The organism is Microcoleus sp. PH2017_05_CCC_O_A (assembly GCF_020738785.1).
Taxonomy (GTDB): Bacteria; Cyanobacteriota; Cyanobacteriia; order Cyanobacteriales; family Microcoleaceae; genus Microcoleus.
On the sequence record NZ_JAEQCB010000013.1, the window covers coordinates 59091 to 76308 of the forward strand.

Sequence of the window (17218 nt, forward strand, 5' to 3'; positions counted from 1 at the left end):
CAGGTTTTTTGATAATAGTGCAAGATGTGAGTTCTACCCGACACTTCCTTCGAGTTTCAGGCTCAACAGCTTATCAGCTTCCGCAGCAAATTCCATCGGTAACTGATTGAAAACGTCTTTGCAGAAACCGCTAATCATCATCGAAATGGCATTTTCTGCGGAAATTCCCCGCTGCGCGAAGAAGAACAATTGCTCTTCCCCAATCTTAGAAGTCGAGGCTTCATGTTCCACTTTAGCAGTATGGTTCTGCACTTGAATATAAGGGAAAGTATTCGCTTGAGCGTTATCGCCAATCAGCATCGAGTCGCACTGGGAATAATTGCGAGCGCCTTTCGCACTCGGCCCCATTTTCACTAAGCCGCGATAACTGTTAGAAGAATTCCCCGCCGAAATTCCTTTGGAAATAATCGTGCTGCGAGTGTTTTTGCCGACGTGGATCATTTTGGTGCCGGTATCAGCTTGCTGCTTGTTGTTTGTCAGCGCTACCGAGTAGAATTCGCCCACCGAGTTGTCACCAACTAACACGCAACTGGGATATTTCCAAGTAATCGCGGAACCGGTTTCTACTTGTGTCCAAGAAATCTTGGAATTGACTCCTTGACACAAACCGCGCTTTGTCACAAAGTTGTAAATGCCGCCTTTCCCATTAGCATCGCCGGCGTACCAGTTTTGCACTGTTGAATATTTGATATCGGCATTATCCATTGTTACCAATTCGACGACGGCGGCGTGCAGTTGGTTGGTGTCAAACATCGGTGCGGTGCAGCCTTCCAGGTAAGATACAGAACTGTTTTCTTCTGCAACAATTAGGGTGCGCTCGAACTGGCCGGAATCTTCGTTGTTGATGCGGAAATAGGTTGACAATTCCATTGGGCATTTGACGCCTTTGGGAATGTAAACGAAGGAACCGTCGGTGAATACGGCGGAGTTGAGGGCTGCGAAAAAGTTGTCGCCGACTGGTACGACAGTGCCAAGATATTTTTCGATTAGTTCGGGATAGTCTTTGACGGCTTCTGTGATTGAACAGAAGATAACGCCGTCTTTTGCTAGTTTTTCTCTAAAGGTTGTGGCAATTGAAACGCTGTCGAAAACAACATCGACGGCGACATTTCCCAGCCGTCTTTGTTCGGATAGGGGAATGCCGAGTTTCTCGAAGGTTTCTAATAGTGTCGGATCAACTTCGTCCAAACTGTTGAGCTTTTTGGGCTTTTGTTTGGGCGCGGAATAGTAGATAATGTTTTGGTAGTCGATCGCGGGATAGTTGACATGAGGCCAGGTCGGCTCGGTCATGGTCAGCCACTTGCGGTATGCTTTGAGGCGGAATTGCAGTAAGAATTCCGGTTCGTTTTTCTTGGAGGAAATCAGCCGCACTACATCTTCGCTCAAGCCGCGAGGGATGGTGTCTGACTCGATGTCGGTGACGAAACCGTATTTGTAGGGCTGGTTGACTAGGGTTTGGGCTGTGGTAGAACTCATTATTTTGCGTGTTCAGTGTTCTAGATAATGCTCTCAAAGATGGCAGACGGGCAATCAACGGAATTTTAGATTTTAGATTTTGGATTTTGGATTGGGGAATCTTGGTGCAAGCCCTGTCCTTTAAGGACGGAACAATCGTAAATAGTAAATCTAAAATTTCTAAGCTTCACACTGAGCGGGTGGAGTAAATCTAAAATCCAAAATCGTAAATCCAAAATTGGTTGGCTGTCTGGGCTTGAGCGAGTTTTGCTGGACTGCTCTGTTGAGTTAAACAACAAATCTGTTGCTTTACTATATTTTAAGCTACATTAACAATAGTGATATTGTCAAAGTCTCAGAAATATTTTTTTGTGAAGATGATGCAGACTCAGCAGACTTCCACTAAACAAGACATCTTGCAGTTTTTGCTCAAGGGGGGTCAAGGGACGGCTCTCCAGTTGGCGGAGTCTTTGGATGTCAGCCCCCAGGCGATTCGCCGTCATTTGAAGGATTTGGAGGGGGAGGGGCTGATTCAGTATCGGTCGGTTCAGGCTGGGATGGGGCGACCGCAGCACATTTATGAGCTTACCAGTCTGGGGCGCGATCGCTTCCCGAATCGTTATGGCGATTTTGCGGTTTCTTTTCTGCATACTTTGGCTGAGACTGTTGGCCGCGAGCAAGTGATTTCTATCCTGCGAAAACAGTGGCAAGGTAAGGCGATGGAGTACCGCAGGGTGATGGGTGCGGGTTCGCTGCAAGAGCGGGTGGCTAGGTTGATGGAGCTTCGCAGGGATGAAGGTTACATGGCTGAGTGGTATCCTGTAGATTCTGTGGATGATGATTTGTGCGATCGCGATAAGGGCGATCGATTTGTGTTTATGGAACACAATTGTGCTATTTCTAATGTGGCTGAAACTTTTCCGAGTGTTTGTGGTAATGAGTTGGAGATGTTTGCTGCTGTGTTGCCGGATTGTACGATAGAGCGCACTCACTGGATTATTGATGGGGAACACCGCTGCGGTTATTTGATTATTGCAAGGAAGGAAGTTCGGCAACGGATTTTGTAACGGATTTTGTAACGGATTTAACGGATGTCACGGATGTCATGGATTAGCAGTAACAAATAACAAGTAACAAGTAACAAATAACAAATAACAAATAACAAATAACAAATAACAAATAACAAGTAACTAATAACTATGGAACCATTAGCTGATTTTTTAAAGCCGGAAGAGTGTGCGGAAGTTGATATGGCGCTGTTGTCGTCGAAGGAAAAGTTTTCGGCGCGGCTGGCAATTTATGCTTTGAGGGTGTTGAAGCAAATTGCTGGGGAGACTGGTTTGCCGGTGGCTGAGGTGACTAATGGGCAGGTGATGGATTGGGTTAAGAATGATGAGAGTATTCAGCAGTCAATTCAAGTTGATGCTAGTTTTGAAAACTTTTTTACGAATTTGGTGGTTGCGTCTTTGCGGCCTTTGAGGCAAATTGCTGTGGAAGTTGGAGGGGCGATCGAGCAATTAACAGTTAAGCAGGTTGTGGCGTGGTTTGTAAAGGATGGGAAGATTCGCAGAGAACAGGGTGTGGATGCGGCGTTTTTGGATTTGTGATAGGACTGATGGGCGGGCAGGATGCCCACCCCACAAGAAAATTTACTCTTTGTGTCTTTGTGGAACAGGCATCTTGCCTGTTCAGTGAGAAAGGTGCAACATCTCAGCAAAAAATCTTTCAAAAAGGGGTTGACAAACTTAGGGGAGTTTGGTAATGTAATGGATGTCGAGCGAAAGAGATGCAAAACATCAAATTTAACGCAGACACAGGATTCAAAGTTTTCAAAGCTTTCCTGGTGCTTATGATGTAATGGAACCACTCCGATCCATCCCGAACTCGGTTGTTAAACGTTGCTATGGCGGTTGTTAGTCATTATCTTTATCACTCGGCGGTTGAAACCGCTTCTACACAAACGAAGTCCGCCTTCGCGGACTGAAGAATAAGAGGTAAAACTTTATGAAGATTAGTTATGATTCCGAAATTGACGCTCTATACATTAGACTTGTAGAAGGTAAGCATGAGTGCCGAACTTTACAGTTAACTGACGAAATTGCTTTAAATATTGGGGAAAATGAGTTATTGGTAGGGATAGAAGTTTTAGATGCTAAACAGGTTTTAGGTAGTGGAAATGTACCTAATGTAGTGCTAGAAAATATAGCTTTTACTGTAGCTTAAATAGAAAGAGCGATCGCTACCTATGCAAATCTAAGTAAGGATGAGTGGAAAAATGATCCGTACTTTTGATGCAAAATCTTATACAGATTTACTTGTTCGGTATCAACCAAAACCGATCGCAAATGAAGCAGAAAATGATGCCGCGATCGCTCTTGCTTGCGAACTGGAACACGGCCCTATGCGATCGCTGGAGGAAGAGCTATTTCTGGAGCTTTTGATAACGCTGATTGAAAAGTTTGAAGCTGAAAATTATCCAATTCCCGCAGGAAATGCTGCTTCAATGTTGCAACATTTAATGGATGCGAGAGATTTGGACAAATCTGATTTGATTCCTGTTTTGGGAACGGAAACTGAGGTTGAGAAAGTTTTTGTTAGTGAAAGGGCGATCGAAATAGATGAAGCCAGAAAGTTAGCTGATTTTTTCCAAGTTGATATGAGTTTTTTGCTTTAAGTGCGATCGGTAATATTTATGGATTGGCTTGATTACCTCCTAATTCCAAACACCAACGCTGCATAGCTTCATCATCAAATAATGGCTCGCTAAAAAAAGATCGCTGAGCTGGTAATTCTCCTACAACAACACTTAATACCTGTTCTTCTGGAGTTTCTATATCAACTTTTAGTTCCTCTAAACAGTCACGAAAATTGTAGGGTTCAGTTCCTACTGCTTTCCCCCAAGGATGCAATTTTCCATTTATAGCTAAATGTACACCAATTCCAGAATCTTTAGCTTCATCGGAAATTTCACTTACTAAAGTATGTAAAGTATGTAACTCTGAGTTGGATGAAGCTGTAGTAATACTCAGTAAAACAACCTGTGCTTTGACTAAAGCAGCTACTTCTATTGTCTTTTTCAAAGACTCTTTAATTTGTTCGAGATGCTGTTGTTCAATGTGGCTATAAGATTTCGACTCGGCTAATACCAAAGTATCTGCTTCTAACCCAATTACATCTATTTCGGCAAAACCATTTTTTTCACGTTGGCGATGAATATTCCCTCCAAACTGCATCCAGCTATAAGGCATTAGTTGATACAGAACAGCAGCAGTCATAAGTACAGCATCACCTCCACTCCTCAAAAAGTGTGAAGCTAATTCATTCAGCTTATAGGTAAAGTCTATCTTCTCCAGTTCTGGAATCTGAAAAGATTCGGCACAGCCCACACAGTCAATAAATTCTTGTACTCGTTCTATTGCATACCAATCATTAAAATTACAATGAGGACAAGGTAAATCATAACCACGACGAACTAATCCGGCTGATAGTAATAAAGGAAGTTGTTGTTTAACAATTTGTCTTACTTCTTTGTTGGTTATCTTTCTATTTTCAGCCAACCATCGATAAATTTCTCCTAACTTCACCCCTCCTTGCTTAACTTGTCGATTGTTTTCCTGTGTTCGACGTTCTAATGCTTTGCTGATTCCTAAACCATTATTTTTGACAAAAGCAATTGTTTTTCTGAAACCTCCAAAACGTTTAATAAACCCCTTCGCATAGCGGGTATGTTCATTAATTTCAATTTTTAAACCAGCATCCTTAAATCTTTGGCTAATTACCATTTCGTCAGTAGGAATATAAAGGCAGCAGTCGTTTTTATAGCTTATAGTTCCAGTAATTCCCTTACTACTCGCTCTGGTTGATAGTCCTTTAAGCTCGCTTCTATCAGGATTTTTATCTGCCCATTCGATTTGATGCTGACTATTCGATAGAAAAACGGCAGACGATTTGTTAATAGGTAGCAATAACCGCCTGCTTGATGCTAAACGAACTTCGGCTTCCCAGCCAAACAAAAATTCTCTATTTTGATGCCCTATTGGTACTGGAGGACTAAAGCGAATCGAACCATCTTCAAATTTAATATAAGTTGTATTAATAGGATTCCCGCTGTAAGCTTGACCTCTGAAAAAATTTAAATGAAAATTTTGATAGATAACTTCTAGTCTGAAATGAGGAACAACTCTAACAAAAGCTTGGTATACCTGCTGTGCTAAATTTTCTGCCTCTTTTAGGTCTGTATTAATAACAATTAATATTTCTGCTATCGAAGGCATACATTCCAAAATTAGTGCAGTTAATCGCTCGATATTATCTAGCACTTCTGATTTCGGCAAATAAAGCTTATTCGTGTTTTCTAGACCGAAAGAACGAGTATTCCAATAAGCAGCAGCAATATCAATATCTTGGTCATCACCCAAAAAAATAGTTAGTAGGCTTGAACAATCCATTAGTTGTTGAATTGGGTTATCCAATGGTTGTTTTTTACTAATTTTAATTTCTGTTAAACAAATAGGATTATAGCTGCTTGCAAGCAACAAGCTACTTTTAACTAATTCTTCAAAATTTTGGGGTAATCTTAAAAAATTAGCTGCTAAATGTTCTGTTAAATATTTTCTATACATAGTCGATATCTTTCCATACTGAATTGATAGCTCAAAGTCAAAACTATTGCCTTGTTCTATACCCCAAATATGACTGTCAGGTAGAGGGTTAGCGTAAATCTCTTGAAGTACAGAAACAATATGAGATAATTTTGCTGTAAAATGCCTAGCTCTAGCAGAATAATGTGGCAAATTAATTAATTCTGTTCCCTCAATATGTTTCTGAATTTTTTCTGTGTCAATATTAATAATTTTGACTGGTAGAATTTCCTTAAGATTTGTAGATATAGCTTCAGAAATATTTGTGGTTGATCTAAAAATAAAATCAGGATTAATCAAAATAATTTTATTTTTTAATAAATTAATATCTAGATCTTCTTCATGAATTGGTATAATTGTGTTAGTTAATCCTCCCCAGATATGAGTATAAAGCTTTACTGCATTTTGAAACTCCTCTCGATTGCCAACTAAATAAACAAGTCGTAAGGGACGAGAGGTAAGATTTAAGGTAACTTCTTTTTCAGAGAAATACATAGTTTTTATTTTTAGTAGACGTTCGCATTTACCATATTACCAATTACAACAATTAATCCTTTAAATCTTCGAGAGGTTCATCAAAATCATCAGACATCCAGATTTTACCTTTCCAAATTCCAAGCCCACCTCGCTTTGTTGGCTTTTCTTGAGTTGAGTTTTTAGCCTGTTTTTCGAGCAAAAACTCAATATAATGAAGCACTTCTGTCTGAAGAGACTCAGGGAGTTCTGCTAATTTTTCTAAAATGACTGGCTGTATCATTGTTTTTACTCGCGATCGCCCTTTCTACTCCATTAAAACACCAAAACCCAATGTCAGCAACAGAATAGCCGATTATCTGGCCCGATCGCCCAAAATCGCACTAACACCATCATCATTCTGCAACTTGCCGAAAATTACCCGATCGACTATTCTTCCTAGTAGCAGTCCTAGACGCACGGGTAGTCAGAAACCGGGTTTTTTCCGAGATGCTTTGTTACAGCCAGATTCTCTGGCAAAAACCCGGTTTCTTTGGTTTTGATGCGTCAATTAATAGAAAGAAAACATGAAAGCAATATTGCCACCTTGGATAGTTTTAGACTCCCTACTGCACAACTGGCTGCTAGAAGATATCGGTAGGGGCGATCGCACAACATCGGCCTTATTTCCCGCAGCCAGCATCCAGGGTACTGCTAAATGGATAGTCAAAGAAGCTGGAGTCATAGCCGGATTGCCGATCGCACATCGCACATTTAAACTTTTAGACAGCAGCCTCAGTTTCATCCCCCAAGTACCCGAAGGGAAACTGTGCGAAAAAGGAGAAGTAATCGCCGAGATTTCCGGCAATTTCGATGCGCTGCTAACGGGAGAAAGAGTAGCATTAAACTTGGCAATGCGTTTGAGCGGCATCGCTACTTTAACTCAGAAATATGTTGACAAAATTGCCGATTTGCCCGTGCAATTGGTGGATACCCGCAAGACAACACCAGGATTGAGATTGTTGGAAAAATACGCGACTCAAATCGGCGGTGCTTGCAATCACCGGATGGGATTAGATGATGCGGTGATGATTAAAGATAATCACATTGCGGCGGCTGGGGGAATTGCAGAGGCGATCGCCCTAATTCGCAATTCTATCCCCTATCCGCTGACAATCGAAGTTGAAACGGAAACTCTGGCGGAGGTGGAGACAGCTTTGCAGCACAAGGCGGATATTATCATGTTGGATAATATGTCCTTCGATTTGATGCGGCAGGCTGTGGCAATAATTCGCGAAAAGAGCGATCGGGTAAAAATTGAAGCTTCCGGGAATGTGACTTTGGAAACTATTCGGAGTGTGGCGGAAACCGGAGTTGACTATATTTCTACGAGTGCTCCAATTACGCGATCGACTTGGCTGGATTTAAGTATGAAAATCAGTTGACAGTTGACAGTTGACAGTTGACAGTTGACAGTTGACAGTTGACAGTTGACAGTTGACAGTTGTCAGTGGGAGCATCTCAGTTTTTTATCTATAGTGCGAGCGTCCCCGCTCGCGTTTTTTATCTATAGTGCGAGCGTCCCCGCTCGCGTATTGTACAATACGCGAGCGGGGACAGCACTATAATAAGACAAATGCTTTTTATAAAAATGAGATACTCCGGTTTACAACTATCAACTGACTACTGTTAACAGTCAATTATTAGACATCTCCCATAATTGTTGTGGAACAGGCATCCTGCCTGTTCAAAATTGGCATTTTGGGAGGGTTCTATTGGTTAGTTATTACCAATAACAAATAACAAATAACCAATAACCAATAACTACTTCGAGATAAAATGCACCCAAAAATTCCCATCAGCCATACAAACGCTGCGGATTAAGCGATAGGAATAGTGCAAGTAAGAACCGCTGACAGTTGTGTCATAACCCGTGGGGAACCATTCGCCATAGGGATCGTGAACGAAGAATCCTTCGCTGTCGTAGCCTGTGGCAACTATAATGTGACCGAAAGATGTGAAGTATCCGTGGATGACAGCGGGATTTCCGCTGGCGAGCCAATCTTGAACGTCATCAATCGTTGCATTCTCGGTAAAGTAATCTTGAGCGCCGTAATCTCTAACAATTTTGGCTAAATCTCTCGGTTCCCAGCGACTGTAACCTTTGTCGATCGCATATTGGTAGAGTTCATCTTCATATTGTCCGGTTTTTTGGCGCCGGGGAACTCTCAAAAAGTCCAAACACATCGCGATGGAAGTAACATTGCAAGAACCTGTAGGATTGTACAAGTTATCCATTTGCGATCGATAAGGAATGCCCAGTCTGACAGTCGGCGGATTCGGTTTGGGATACAGCAAAACGCCGTCTAGAGTAACTTGAGCGTGTCCTCCGTAAACATACCAAATCCCTGAACCTTTGAAAGACTCGTTGCGGAGAGCAACTCTAATATGGCCGCGAATCGGAGCAAAAGCCAGCAGTTCAAACTCTTTTCCCGCTGGGATTACTTGTTTTTCCGCTTCCTGAAGTTGAGAAGACGCCAGCGGTTTTGATTTAAAAATTGTGTCTTTGAGGATTTTCAGGATGGGGCGAGGTTTGGGAATGTCCGCCGGTTTGGTTTCGATCAGCTTTTGGGCTGTGATTGCTCCCAAAAAACCCGGCTCGCCGCACTTCATCAGGGTTTGAAATCGGTGGAGGGCTGCGGTAGAAAGAGGGCCAAAGATGCCGTCTACTGGAGGTTTCAGTAAACCTAGGTCAATGAGGCGACTTTGAATTTGGCGGCTCAGTTCGTCGTCCGCAGCGATCGCCCTAGAATCATACCTAATTTTTGACTTGAGAAAGTTTTGTAATTTCATGATTCCCTGCGCGCTTCAATGATTCCAAGTTTATCCTCTCAGAAATTTACGGCAATTTTACCGATCGTCCGCACCTTAAGGGCTTTGTATTCATGATTCGATACAAACCTTTAAGGCGACAGCCGATCGGACTTGACGGAGTATTCTCTAATTAAACATGACGGTGATTTAACTTTTTGGTGCCGTTGCAAGTCTCCCTAGCTTAGCCATGAAACGATCGCGCTGTTTAGCAAAAAGTCGATTTTATGCTTCGCTGGGGCGAATTACCACCACACCCATCGCGTCGGGAGACAGATATTTGACGGCGGCTTCCCGGATATCCTCCGCAGTTTGAGCTTGGATGCAGGCTGCGTAGTTGAGGGCGGGAGCGATATCTCCTACCATCGACTGATAGTAACCGTACAAACTTGCTCGATCGCTCGGAGTTTCGTTACCGAAGATAAACCGATTTGCTACTTGGGTGCGGATGCGGGAAATTTCGGCATCTGTCACCAGTTCGGTTTGTAGAGTGCGGATGTGTCCGACGATAGCTGCTTCCACTTCTTCTATATTTTCTGTCGCTAGTTGAGCAGAAATCGAGAATACACCGCCGAGTCGCTGAGTCATGTTGCTGACAGAAATTGACGAGACTAGCCCTCTGTCTTCGCGCAAATCCTTAACCAAGCGAGTTGTGCGCCCGTGGCCCAAGACTGTCGCCAAAACGTCGAGGGCATAGGTTTCAGACATTTCCACGAAACCGGGCACCCGCCACATGACGATCAGTCGAGCTTGCTGGAGGGCTGAGTCTACAAATTCGCGGCGGACTGTTTCGGTAAATGGCGATTCTTGGCCGTAGTTGAGAATTTCCGATTCTGGGTGAAAGCTGCTGACGGCGGGCAGATTTATGGTGCTGTTTTGTGCTGTGCTTTTGGTGGCAAAACTTTCTGCGACAATTTCAATTAGTCGATCGACCGGCAAGTTACCTACAGCGACTGCTGTCATCGCCCCTGGCTGGTATCTGCTGCTGTGAAAATCCCGCATTTGTTGGGCGGTAAGATTTTCGATGACGGAAGTCGGGCCGAGTACGGGTCGTTTGTAGGGCAGGACTTCAAAGGCTAATTGCATCGATCGCTGATAGGTGCGGCGGCGCGGATTGTCTTCCGATCGTCTAATTTCTTCCAATACTACCAGCCGTTCGCGATCGAAGGCGTCGTCGGGAATGCTGGCGTTGAGCAAGACATCGACTTGGAGGGGAGCTAGTTCGGCAAAATCTTTAGGAGCTGTAGTGATGTAATAGTTCGTGTAATCTTGGCTGGTAGCTGCATTGGTGACAGCGCCGCGTTGTTCGATCGCCCGCTCAAATTCTCCGCTCGGAATGCTGGGAGTTCCCTTAAAAATCATGTGTTCTAAAAAGTGCGCCATACCGTTGATTTCGTCGGATTCAACGGCTGAGCCTAAATTCATCCACACGCTGAGGTTAACGGCATCGACCGGCAAGTGTTCGGCTATAACTGTGAGGCCGTTGGGGAAATGGCGCACTGTTGGGGCGTTGAGGGGCGATTTGGAGGAGGCTTTGAGTAGGGTTGATGTCATGCGCTTTTAAAATTATCTTGTTATCTATATCTTAAAGGGTCTTTTACGAAGGGATCGGGCATTTGGCATCTGCCATTGGCTATAAAAACTGCGATCGTTCTGGTTTTTCACTCTTGGACGCACCAAATGGCTAAAAACCCGGTTTCTTCCTAGATACCTCGTTACCAAACCGAATATTCTGCGAGAAACCGGGTTTTTTCCTCACTCCTAGGCGGAAGTCCTGTTAAGATTTCTGCGATGGCTGCTCCGTCGTTGCCGATCGCGATCGTTAATTTATTTTAATAATTTGTGCAAAGTCCTCAGTTTTTTGGTGACAGCACTCAATGGACAATCGAAAATTGCATAAAAATTTAATATTTTCACAGCCTGCTTGGCAGCGATTTGGGCGATCGACCTCCGGGAAAATCGGCTTAATTTTGACTGTAGCGCTGATTGTTGTGGCAGTGTTAGCCCCCCTAATTTACCCTTACAATCCTGCGGTCGATCGCGATTATTTATCCCGATTAGTGGCTCCTAGCGTCAAACATTGGTTCGGAACCGACGGTTTGGGGCGGGATTTGTTAGTGCGGGTATGGCACGGATTGGGGATATCTTTGCTCGTCAGCCTGGTTTCTGTGGGTGCGGGATTATTTGTGGGCTCTCTGTTGGGGCTCTTGGCTGGATATTTTCGCGGATGGGTGGAAGGTGCGATCGGGATTTTGGCGGATATTTTGCTAGCTTTCCCTTCGATCTTACTGGCGATCGCCATTGTTACCGTCACCGGGCCCAGCTTGCAAAGCGTAATTATCGCCGTCAGCGTCGTCCAAATTCCGATTTACATCCGCCTCACACGCAGCATGGTGCTATCCCTGCGAGAACAAGAATTTGTGTTAGCTGTCAAGGCCTTAGGCGCCAGCGACTTGCGGATTATTTTTCGCCACATTTTGCCGGGAAGTCTCGCCCCGCTTGTTGTACAAGCAACTCTTTCCACAGGTACAGCGACGCTAGAAGCTGCTGGTTTGGGTTTTCTCGGTTTGGGCGCGCAGCCGCCAGCCCCAGAGTTGGGGACGATGCTTTCCGATGCTTTCAAAGGCGGATACGCTCTTTCGTCTCCTTGGACGATTTTGTTTCCCGGTTTGTTGATTACCTTGACAGTTCTGGGTTTCAACCTTTTAGGCGACGGGCTGCGAGACGTTTTAGACCCCAGGGGGAATTAAAGGGGAGAGTCGGACAGTGGGAGAATTTATACTTTTGGCTTCAAAATCTAAAATCTAAAATCTAAAATCTAAAATCAACTTGACTGGTGTCACAATGTACGCGAAACTTTACATACAACTGATGTATTGCTTCTACCTATTAATAACTTCTGTTAAGTTGTGACTCAAAACCTATCAATTAGTCAAAATTGATATAGCGGTTTGTGAGTCCGCCAACTCTTAAGAAGCGACCTCAGGAGGCATCGTCCCCGGCTTGCTGGTGTCGGTGTCATTATTGTTCCTATTCAGTCAGCCCGGATTATGGAAACACTAGAATTTGTCATTTATCCAGATGGCCGCGTACAGGAAACAGTCACCGGCATTGTCGGTGCTTCCTGCGCTGAGGTAACGGCAGCAATTGAAGCCCAGCTCGGTGTGGTGCTTCATCAAGAGTCAACATCTGAATATTTCGCGCAAGTGCTGCATCAGTCAGCCGAAGCGACGGCCCAAGTGGCTTTTAGCGATTGGTAATCTTTTTTGTTCAGTTCACTTAAATTTTTTTGGAACCACCATGTCACACTTTAGCCAAATTAAAACCCAGATCCGCAATTTGAATTCTTTGGAAGCTGCTTTAACTGACTTGGGTATCGACTGGAAGTCTGGCCCCACTGAGGTGCGCGGCTATCGCGGCCTCACCAGCACTGCTGAGGTGGTGATTGAGCAAAAAAACGGCTATGACTTAGGTTTTAGCTGGAACGGGACTGAGTATGAATTGGTGGCGGATTTGCAATTTTGGCAGCAAGCTTGGTCTGTCGATCGTTTTCTGAATAAGGTGACTCAGCGCTACGCTTACCATACTGTGGTGAATGAAAGCGCTAAGCAGGGTTTCCAAGTTTCTGAGCAAAAGCAAAATCAAGACGGTTCGATCCGCTTGGTGGTTCAGCGCTGGTGCGCTTAAGGGTTGTTTGAGATTTTTACAATTCAAGTCTCATCTCAAGTCCGCCCGTGCGGACTTATTTATTATCAGAAAATTGGGTTGAAAACCCTGTCCTTGTAGCACGGCTTTTTGCCATTTTTAAGTAAAAGAAAAAATCCATCTTCACCGAATAGCGGGGGTTTGAAGCCCCTGCCTTTAGGCAGATTGTGATAAGAACGGAGTTTAAATCTCCGTTCTTATCACTTCGCTGTCAACTGTCAACTGTCAACTGTCAACTGTCAACTGTTTAAAAATGAATATGGTAGGATAAACAAATCAGACAAGATTTAAAAACCTACCCCCGGACTGGGGGAAAGTCTACGCCCAAAACATTTTTGAGGAGATATGACTACGCACTTGAGAGTGCAAACGTAGTCAGCCTGGGAACCCACGCTTGCGCGGGATATTTTGACAGAAATGTCTTAAGAATCCCCGTACCTTTAGGTCGGGGAGTGTCAATATTGTGAGGGATCTAAATGTCTGAGCTTTCTGGACTCGGAATAGATACAGCAGGCGATCGCACTGGTTTAGAACCGGAGTTGGGCGGATTTTTGCGGGATGCGCCCGATCGCACTGGTTTAGAACCGGAGTTGGGCGGATTTTTGCGCCAAAAAGGCGTCTATGTTGACGAGATTACCTGCATCGGCTGCAAGCATTGCGCCCATGTTGCTCGCAATACTTTCTACATTGAGCCGGATTACGGGCGATCGCGCGTAGTCCGACAAGACGGAGATTCCGAAGAGTTGATTGCTGAGGCGATCGACACTTGTCCGGTAAATTGCATTCACTGGGTTGACTACACCGAACTCAAGAACCTCGAAGAAGAGCGTAAGGATCAGGTGATTCCCGTAGTTGGTTTTCCCGTGGATATGGCTACAGTTCAGGCGGGTGTTCGCCAGCGCCAGAAGGCTAAGGGCGATCGTAACTCCAAACACAACCATTGAAACCCACAATCAAAATCCACAGCTTGAAACCTGTAGCGACAAAAACAAAGCCCGCCTGCGCGGGCATTTTTTATACAAAATATAACTTTCTCCGACTCTTAGTCCGCGGAGGCGGACTTCGTTTGTATAGCAGCGGTTTCAACCGCCGAGTCAACCCCCAAGTTATGAACAACAGATTATTTCAAAGGATGGTGATCCGCGAGAATTTTCTCAACTCTAGCCTCATCAATTCTCGCAGTCAATCTAGTTGCCTCATTGTTATCCCGAATCGTTTTTGCTAAAGTAAAAGACGAACCAACCGAAAAAGTTAAACCCATACCCACGAAACTTTTTACCCAGATATCTACGGGCAGATAAATGACACCTATAGCCGTAGTGGAAATAGCTAGAATAAAGGAAACCCAGCACTGTAAAATCCAAGCATTAGTATCTCTTTGACGTACAATTTGTTGCTGCATAATGCCTCTATCTAAAATATATCTTTTGGTTCATTAACTTTAAGAATAGAGAGTATAAATGAAGCGATCGGGAGAGATAGGGACAGTTTGGATAAGTGCACAGGGCGATCGATATTTTTAGTAAAAATGCGATCGCTGTAGATAGGGTTTAAGGCTCTCTAAAGACTTGGTGGGAGTAGACAGTTAGGAAACTGCACTAAGGGAGATTGATTTGGGATGATTTACTCACTGGTTTTAGAGCATTCTCAAAAGTTCTTTTCGGTTCTTGCAGGGCTTTACCAAACCCGACTGGTACACCTTAGCGATGAAAGGTGATTGATTCCCACGAATAAATCGTTGCATATTTTCCAAGGCATTTACAAAAGCTTGTGCGACTACAACTCCAGAAACATCGCCACCCACAAATGCAAACAGCCGTACATTACTTTGAGCCACAGCCAATAACTCCAAAGGACGACTAGCAATTTTCTTGTCCTTTGTAAGTACCACCCAATTGTGTTCTCCAACTATCCTCAGCCAATCCTAATCATTGAGGTCTTGACTAAAATGATCGTCGTGAATTTCTACTGTAGCTCCCGAATTTCGTAATGAATCTGCCAGTTTTTTTCCTAAACATCTGTCAATAAAAAATATCTCATTCATGCTACTAGCGGAAGTTGGCAGCGAATACCTTCCTCTATTTGGAGGCGCGAGCAATTGTAGTCCTCGGCAAGTTCGTCTATGGAATCACCCGCCTTGTAACGTTCTGCCAGCATAGCTGTGGGAATGCCAGTTCCAGCTAAAACAGGGCGGCCAAAGGAGATTGTGGGGTCAATCATCACTGTTTTAGGTTCGTCGGAACCTGGTAGCTTCGTGAAAGGGAAGAGTTTGATAGGTAATCCAGCTTCATCTCGTACAATGCGATCGAAATAAGTGTCTAGAATCTGCCTCGCTTCCTGCTTCCTGTCCGATGTTGCAAGCTTCTGTCCGCATTTCTCAAACAAAAGAGCAATTCCCTCGACTTGAAACTCAATTCGAGCGTATAAGTGAGGATTAGAAAAATTACGGTTGACGCATTTGAGAGCCGTACTAAGTTCCTGGCGGGAGAAGCCTGTAGCCTTAACAATAGCAATCAACACATGAGCCTCTACCAAATTGGTGAAAGAAAGTAGTCTAGTTTTGGACTGGGGCAGCAGTTCAAGATTATTGTGTTGAGGTAACTCAATCAACGGCTCAAAGAAGTGCTTGTCCGTTTTTGTTTGCGAGTACCAGCCAACAACCCAATGTCGCAACATATCTCTCCGCAGCCTGAGATATTGTGCTGCTTGAGGGATAGAATATATCGGAATATCCCGCAGTTCAAAGTTGTTAGTATCAGCCATAGCAGTTGTCCTAATTCTAAATACTTATATTTTTGCACAGTTCGCGGGCGATCGCAAAAATCTCTCCCGACCATACCCAGATACCCGACTTCTTCAAGAAACCGGGTATCTAAAGCAACCTATTTAGCTGCTGACAGCGCTGCGGATTACTTATTTTTCTGCTGAGTCTTGGCTTGTTCGATCGCAATTTCCCTCACAGCTTGGAAAGAACTCAAATTCGACGAACCCTCAATCGCCTTCACCGCCAAATCTTGAACCTGTTTCAAAGCAGAATCAAGCTGTTTCGACAAACTCGCAATCCGCGATTCCTGATTTTGAATTGTCTGCAACATTCCTTGAATTTGCAATTCATAATTTTGCTTTTGTCCCTCGATATCCTTAGCCGACAAATCAGCCTTAACCTTAGCTTGATAATTGCCAATATTGCGACCATTATCTTTCCCATTCTTGATATTAGCTTCCAGTTCCTTCGGGAAAGCTTCCACCTTAGCCTTAACTTCAGCAGACAATTTTTCCCGTTCCGAAATAGATTTTTCCCGTTCCGCCCACTGTTTCTCCTGTTCCTGACGAAACTCTTCAATTTCTTGATACAGCCTTTTCTGACGCTGTTCGTATCCTTCGATATCCAAATCTCGCTGAAGATTCAGATCGTAATCATACAACTCTTCATCCCGATCGCAATTTTTTTGCTGATTCTCATTGCGTTCTGTAACAGCCAACTTTTGCAACTCCTGCTCTTTTTCCCAAGCTAGACGCTGTTCCAGCAATTCCTGTTCAACAGTATCGCGCTGTTCGGTGAGTTCGTTAGTAAAAGTTTTCGCACTTTCTTCGTACTGCTGAATCAAATTATCCAGCGTATCTTCCGCAACATCTTCTAAACTGTGCAACTCTTGCAGTTGTTGAATTTCGTCGCCCACTGTGCGCCGCAATTCTTCCAGTTTAGCAGCTTCCGAAGTTAATTTTTCCGACAACTCGCTGACAGCGCCACCAAAGCCAAATTGTAGCAAGATTAAATTATCAATTGTGGACTGCATTTTTTGTTGAGATTGAGTTAAAGCCATTGGTTTTTGTGCCTCCACAATAGGTTTTTCTGGTGCTGCTGCTGCTGCTGCTGGTTGTTTTGGAGAAGCATTTAGCTGTTTAATTTGCAATTCTAACGCAGCTTTTTCTTGCGCGGCTTCCTTGTACGCTTCTAAGATTTCAGCCTTAGTGCTTTTGTCCGTAAGTTTTTTGTTCATGGCTTTTCATTTGTTAATATTTGGGAATTTGTTTCGTAGTAAGGACTTCAGTCCTCAAGTGTTGAGAAAATAATGAATAAAGTCCTCACTGCG

General features: G+C 43.9%; 19 protein-coding genes. 10 read left to right on the top strand and 9 right to left on the bottom strand.

The features are described 5' to 3' along the window. Positions 1-33 precede the first annotated feature (33 nt). Positions 34-1476 carry a Fe-S cluster assembly protein SufB gene (sufB, locus tag JGK20_RS04490; protein ID WP_293229506.1) on the bottom strand — a complete coding sequence of 481 codons (1443 nt, stop codon included), beginning with the start codon at positions 1474-1476 and terminating at the stop codon, positions 34-36. Between the two features lie 356 nt (positions 1477-1832). Here sufB and sufR point away from each other — a divergent pair, with 356 nt between their 5' ends. From sufR to JGK20_RS04510, 4 genes are all read left to right on the top strand, one after another. Further along, complete coding sequence (gene sufR, locus JGK20_RS04495; RefSeq protein WP_293229508.1) at positions 1833-2522, top strand: iron-sulfur cluster biosynthesis transcriptional regulator SufR; 690 nt, start codon at positions 1833-1835, stop codon at positions 2520-2522. Positions 2523-2654: 132 nt separating this feature from the next. Beyond that, positions 2655-3062: a hypothetical protein gene (locus tag JGK20_RS04500; RefSeq protein WP_293229511.1), complete on the top strand. Its 408-nt coding sequence runs from the start codon at positions 2655-2657 to the stop codon at positions 3060-3062. 397 nt (positions 3063-3459) lie between these two features. Then, a complete protein-coding gene (locus JGK20_RS04505) occupies positions 3460-3678 on the top strand; it encodes a DUF2283 domain-containing protein (protein ID WP_293175366.1) in 219 nt (72 codons plus the stop codon). A 40-nt stretch (positions 3679-3718) separates the two neighbouring features. After that, on the top strand, positions 3719-4129 hold the full coding sequence (locus JGK20_RS04510; RefSeq protein WP_293216812.1) for a transcriptional regulator: 411 nt from the start codon (positions 3719-3721) through the stop codon (positions 4127-4129). 16 nt (positions 4130-4145) lie between these two features. On the opposite strand, the gene JGK20_RS04515 is transcribed toward JGK20_RS04510, so the two are convergent. Then, the gene (locus tag JGK20_RS04515) at positions 4146-6590 is read right to left on the bottom strand and encodes a hypothetical protein (RefSeq protein WP_293216815.1); all 2445 of its coding nucleotides are present in this window, start codon (positions 6588-6590) and stop codon (positions 4146-4148) included. A gap of 52 nt (positions 6591-6642) precedes the next feature. Continuing rightward, positions 6643-6852 (bottom strand): DUF2281 domain-containing protein, encoded by a 210-nt coding sequence (locus JGK20_RS04520; protein ID WP_293229513.1) that lies wholly within the window; start codon positions 6850-6852, stop codon positions 6643-6645. On the opposite strand from JGK20_RS04520, the gene JGK20_RS04525 reads away from it, so the two are divergent. After that, positions 6836-7111 carry a hypothetical protein gene (locus JGK20_RS04525; RefSeq protein ID WP_293229515.1) on the top strand — a complete coding sequence of 92 codons (276 nt, stop codon included), beginning with the start codon at positions 6836-6838 and terminating at the stop codon, positions 7109-7111. The two genes, JGK20_RS04520 and JGK20_RS04525, sit on opposite strands and share 17 nt — an antisense overlap. A 24-nt stretch (positions 7112-7135) precedes the next feature. Then, positions 7136-7993 carry a carboxylating nicotinate-nucleotide diphosphorylase gene (nadC, locus tag JGK20_RS04530; protein ID WP_293229518.1) on the top strand — a complete coding sequence of 286 codons (858 nt, stop codon included), beginning with the start codon at positions 7136-7138 and terminating at the stop codon, positions 7991-7993. Between the two features lie 379 nt (positions 7994-8372). On the opposite strand, the gene JGK20_RS04535 is transcribed toward nadC, so the two are convergent. Together JGK20_RS04535 and JGK20_RS04540 are read right to left on the bottom strand one after the other, a co-directional pair. Continuing rightward, positions 8373-9401 (bottom strand): C39 family peptidase, encoded by a 1029-nt coding sequence (locus tag JGK20_RS04535; RefSeq protein WP_293189462.1) that lies wholly within the window; start codon positions 9399-9401, stop codon positions 8373-8375. A gap of 243 nt (positions 9402-9644) precedes the next feature. Further along, entirely contained in the window at positions 9645-10973 is a 1329-nt protein-coding gene (locus tag JGK20_RS04540) for a pitrilysin family protein (RefSeq protein ID WP_293229521.1), read from the bottom strand. A gap of 323 nt (positions 10974-11296) precedes the next feature. Between JGK20_RS04540 and JGK20_RS04545 the strand changes: the two genes are divergently transcribed. The 4 genes from JGK20_RS04545 (at position 11297) to JGK20_RS04560 (ending at position 14068) form a co-directional block, all read left to right on the top strand. Continuing rightward, a complete protein-coding gene (locus tag JGK20_RS04545) occupies positions 11297-12169 on the top strand; it encodes an ABC transporter permease (RefSeq protein WP_293204441.1) in 873 nt (290 codons plus the stop codon). Positions 12170-12469: 300 nt separating this feature from the next. Continuing rightward, positions 12470-12679, top strand: a complete 210-nt coding sequence (locus JGK20_RS04550) for a DUF2997 domain-containing protein (RefSeq protein WP_194071124.1) — start codon at positions 12470-12472, stop codon at positions 12677-12679. Between the two features lie 40 nt (positions 12680-12719). Further along, on the top strand, positions 12720-13106 hold the full coding sequence (locus JGK20_RS04555) for a DUF1257 domain-containing protein (RefSeq protein ID WP_293175346.1): 387 nt from the start codon (positions 12720-12722) through the stop codon (positions 13104-13106). A 494-nt stretch (positions 13107-13600) separates the two neighbouring features. Continuing rightward, on the top strand, positions 13601-14068 hold the full coding sequence (locus tag JGK20_RS04560) for a ferredoxin (protein WP_293204444.1): 468 nt from the start codon (positions 13601-13603) through the stop codon (positions 14066-14068). Positions 14069-14244: 176 nt separating this feature from the next. Here the strand turns inward: JGK20_RS04560 and JGK20_RS04565 are convergent, their stop codons facing one another. The 4 genes from JGK20_RS04565 to JGK20_RS04580 all read right to left on the bottom strand — a co-directional run bounded on the left by JGK20_RS04565 (position 14245) and on the right by JGK20_RS04580 (position 17125). After that, positions 14245-14526: a YiaA/YiaB family inner membrane protein gene (locus JGK20_RS04565; protein WP_293149023.1), complete on the bottom strand. Its 282-nt coding sequence runs from the start codon at positions 14524-14526 to the stop codon at positions 14245-14247. A gap of 234 nt (positions 14527-14760) precedes the next feature. Further along, positions 14761-15042, bottom strand: coding sequence for a hypothetical protein (locus JGK20_RS04570; RefSeq protein WP_366038516.1), 282 nt, complete (start codon positions 15040-15042; stop codon positions 14761-14763). 122 nt (positions 15043-15164) lie between these two features. Further along, on the bottom strand, positions 15165-15887 hold the full coding sequence (locus JGK20_RS04575) for a DUF433 domain-containing protein (protein WP_293210551.1): 723 nt from the start codon (positions 15885-15887) through the stop codon (positions 15165-15167). Between the two features lie 146 nt (positions 15888-16033). Beyond that, positions 16034-17125, bottom strand: coding sequence for a hypothetical protein (locus JGK20_RS04580; protein ID WP_293210553.1), 1092 nt, complete (start codon positions 17123-17125; stop codon positions 16034-16036). Positions 17126-17218: the final 93 nt, after the last annotated feature.

Bases quoted from the DNA above. Each gene is read 5' to 3' on its own strand.
- JGK20_RS04545 (WP_293204441.1), top strand. From the start codon at position 11,297: ATGGACAATCGAAAATTGCATAAAAATTTAATATTTTCACAGCCTGCT.
- JGK20_RS04510 (WP_293216812.1), top strand. From the start codon at position 3,719: ATGAGTGGAAAAATGATCCGTACTTTTGATGCAAAATCTTATACAGAT.
- JGK20_RS04500 (WP_293229511.1), top strand. From the start codon at position 2,655: ATGGAACCATTAGCTGATTTTTTAAAGCCGGAAGAGTGTGCGGAAGTT.
- JGK20_RS04550 (WP_194071124.1), top strand. From the start codon at position 12,470: ATGGAAACACTAGAATTTGTCATTTATCCAGATGGCCGCGTACAGGAA.
- JGK20_RS04535 (WP_293189462.1), bottom strand. From the start codon at position 9,401: ATGAAATTACAAAACTTTCTCAAGTCAAAAATTAGGTATGATTCTAGG.
- JGK20_RS04520 (WP_293229513.1), bottom strand. From the start codon at position 6,852: ATGATACAGCCAGTCATTTTAGAAAAATTAGCAGAACTCCCTGAGTCT.
- JGK20_RS04565 (WP_293149023.1), bottom strand. From the start codon at position 14,526: ATGCAGCAACAAATTGTACGTCAAAGAGATACTAATGCTTGGATTTTA.
- sufB (WP_293229506.1), bottom strand. From the start codon at position 1,476: ATGAGTTCTACCACAGCCCAAACCCTAGTCAACCAGCCCTACAAATAC.
- JGK20_RS04525 (WP_293229515.1), top strand. From the start codon at position 6,836: ATGACTGGCTGTATCATTGTTTTTACTCGCGATCGCCCTTTCTACTCC.
- JGK20_RS04580 (WP_293210553.1), bottom strand. From the start codon at position 17,125: ATGAACAAAAAACTTACGGACAAAAGCACTAAGGCTGAAATCTTAGAA.
- sufR (WP_293229508.1), top strand. From the start codon at position 1,833: ATGATGCAGACTCAGCAGACTTCCACTAAACAAGACATCTTGCAGTTT.
- JGK20_RS04505 (WP_293175366.1), top strand. From the start codon at position 3,460: ATGAAGATTAGTTATGATTCCGAAATTGACGCTCTATACATTAGACTT.
- JGK20_RS04560 (WP_293204444.1), top strand. From the start codon at position 13,601: ATGTCTGAGCTTTCTGGACTCGGAATAGATACAGCAGGCGATCGCACT.
- JGK20_RS04515 (WP_293216815.1), bottom strand. From the start codon at position 6,590: ATGTATTTCTCTGAAAAAGAAGTTACCTTAAATCTTACCTCTCGTCCC.
- JGK20_RS04575 (WP_293210551.1), bottom strand. From the start codon at position 15,887: ATGGCTGATACTAACAACTTTGAACTGCGGGATATTCCGATATATTCT.
- JGK20_RS04540 (WP_293229521.1), bottom strand. From the start codon at position 10,973: ATGACATCAACCCTACTCAAAGCCTCCTCCAAATCGCCCCTCAACGCC.
- nadC (WP_293229518.1), top strand. From the start codon at position 7,136: ATGAAAGCAATATTGCCACCTTGGATAGTTTTAGACTCCCTACTGCAC.
- JGK20_RS04555 (WP_293175346.1), top strand. From the start codon at position 12,720: ATGTCACACTTTAGCCAAATTAAAACCCAGATCCGCAATTTGAATTCT.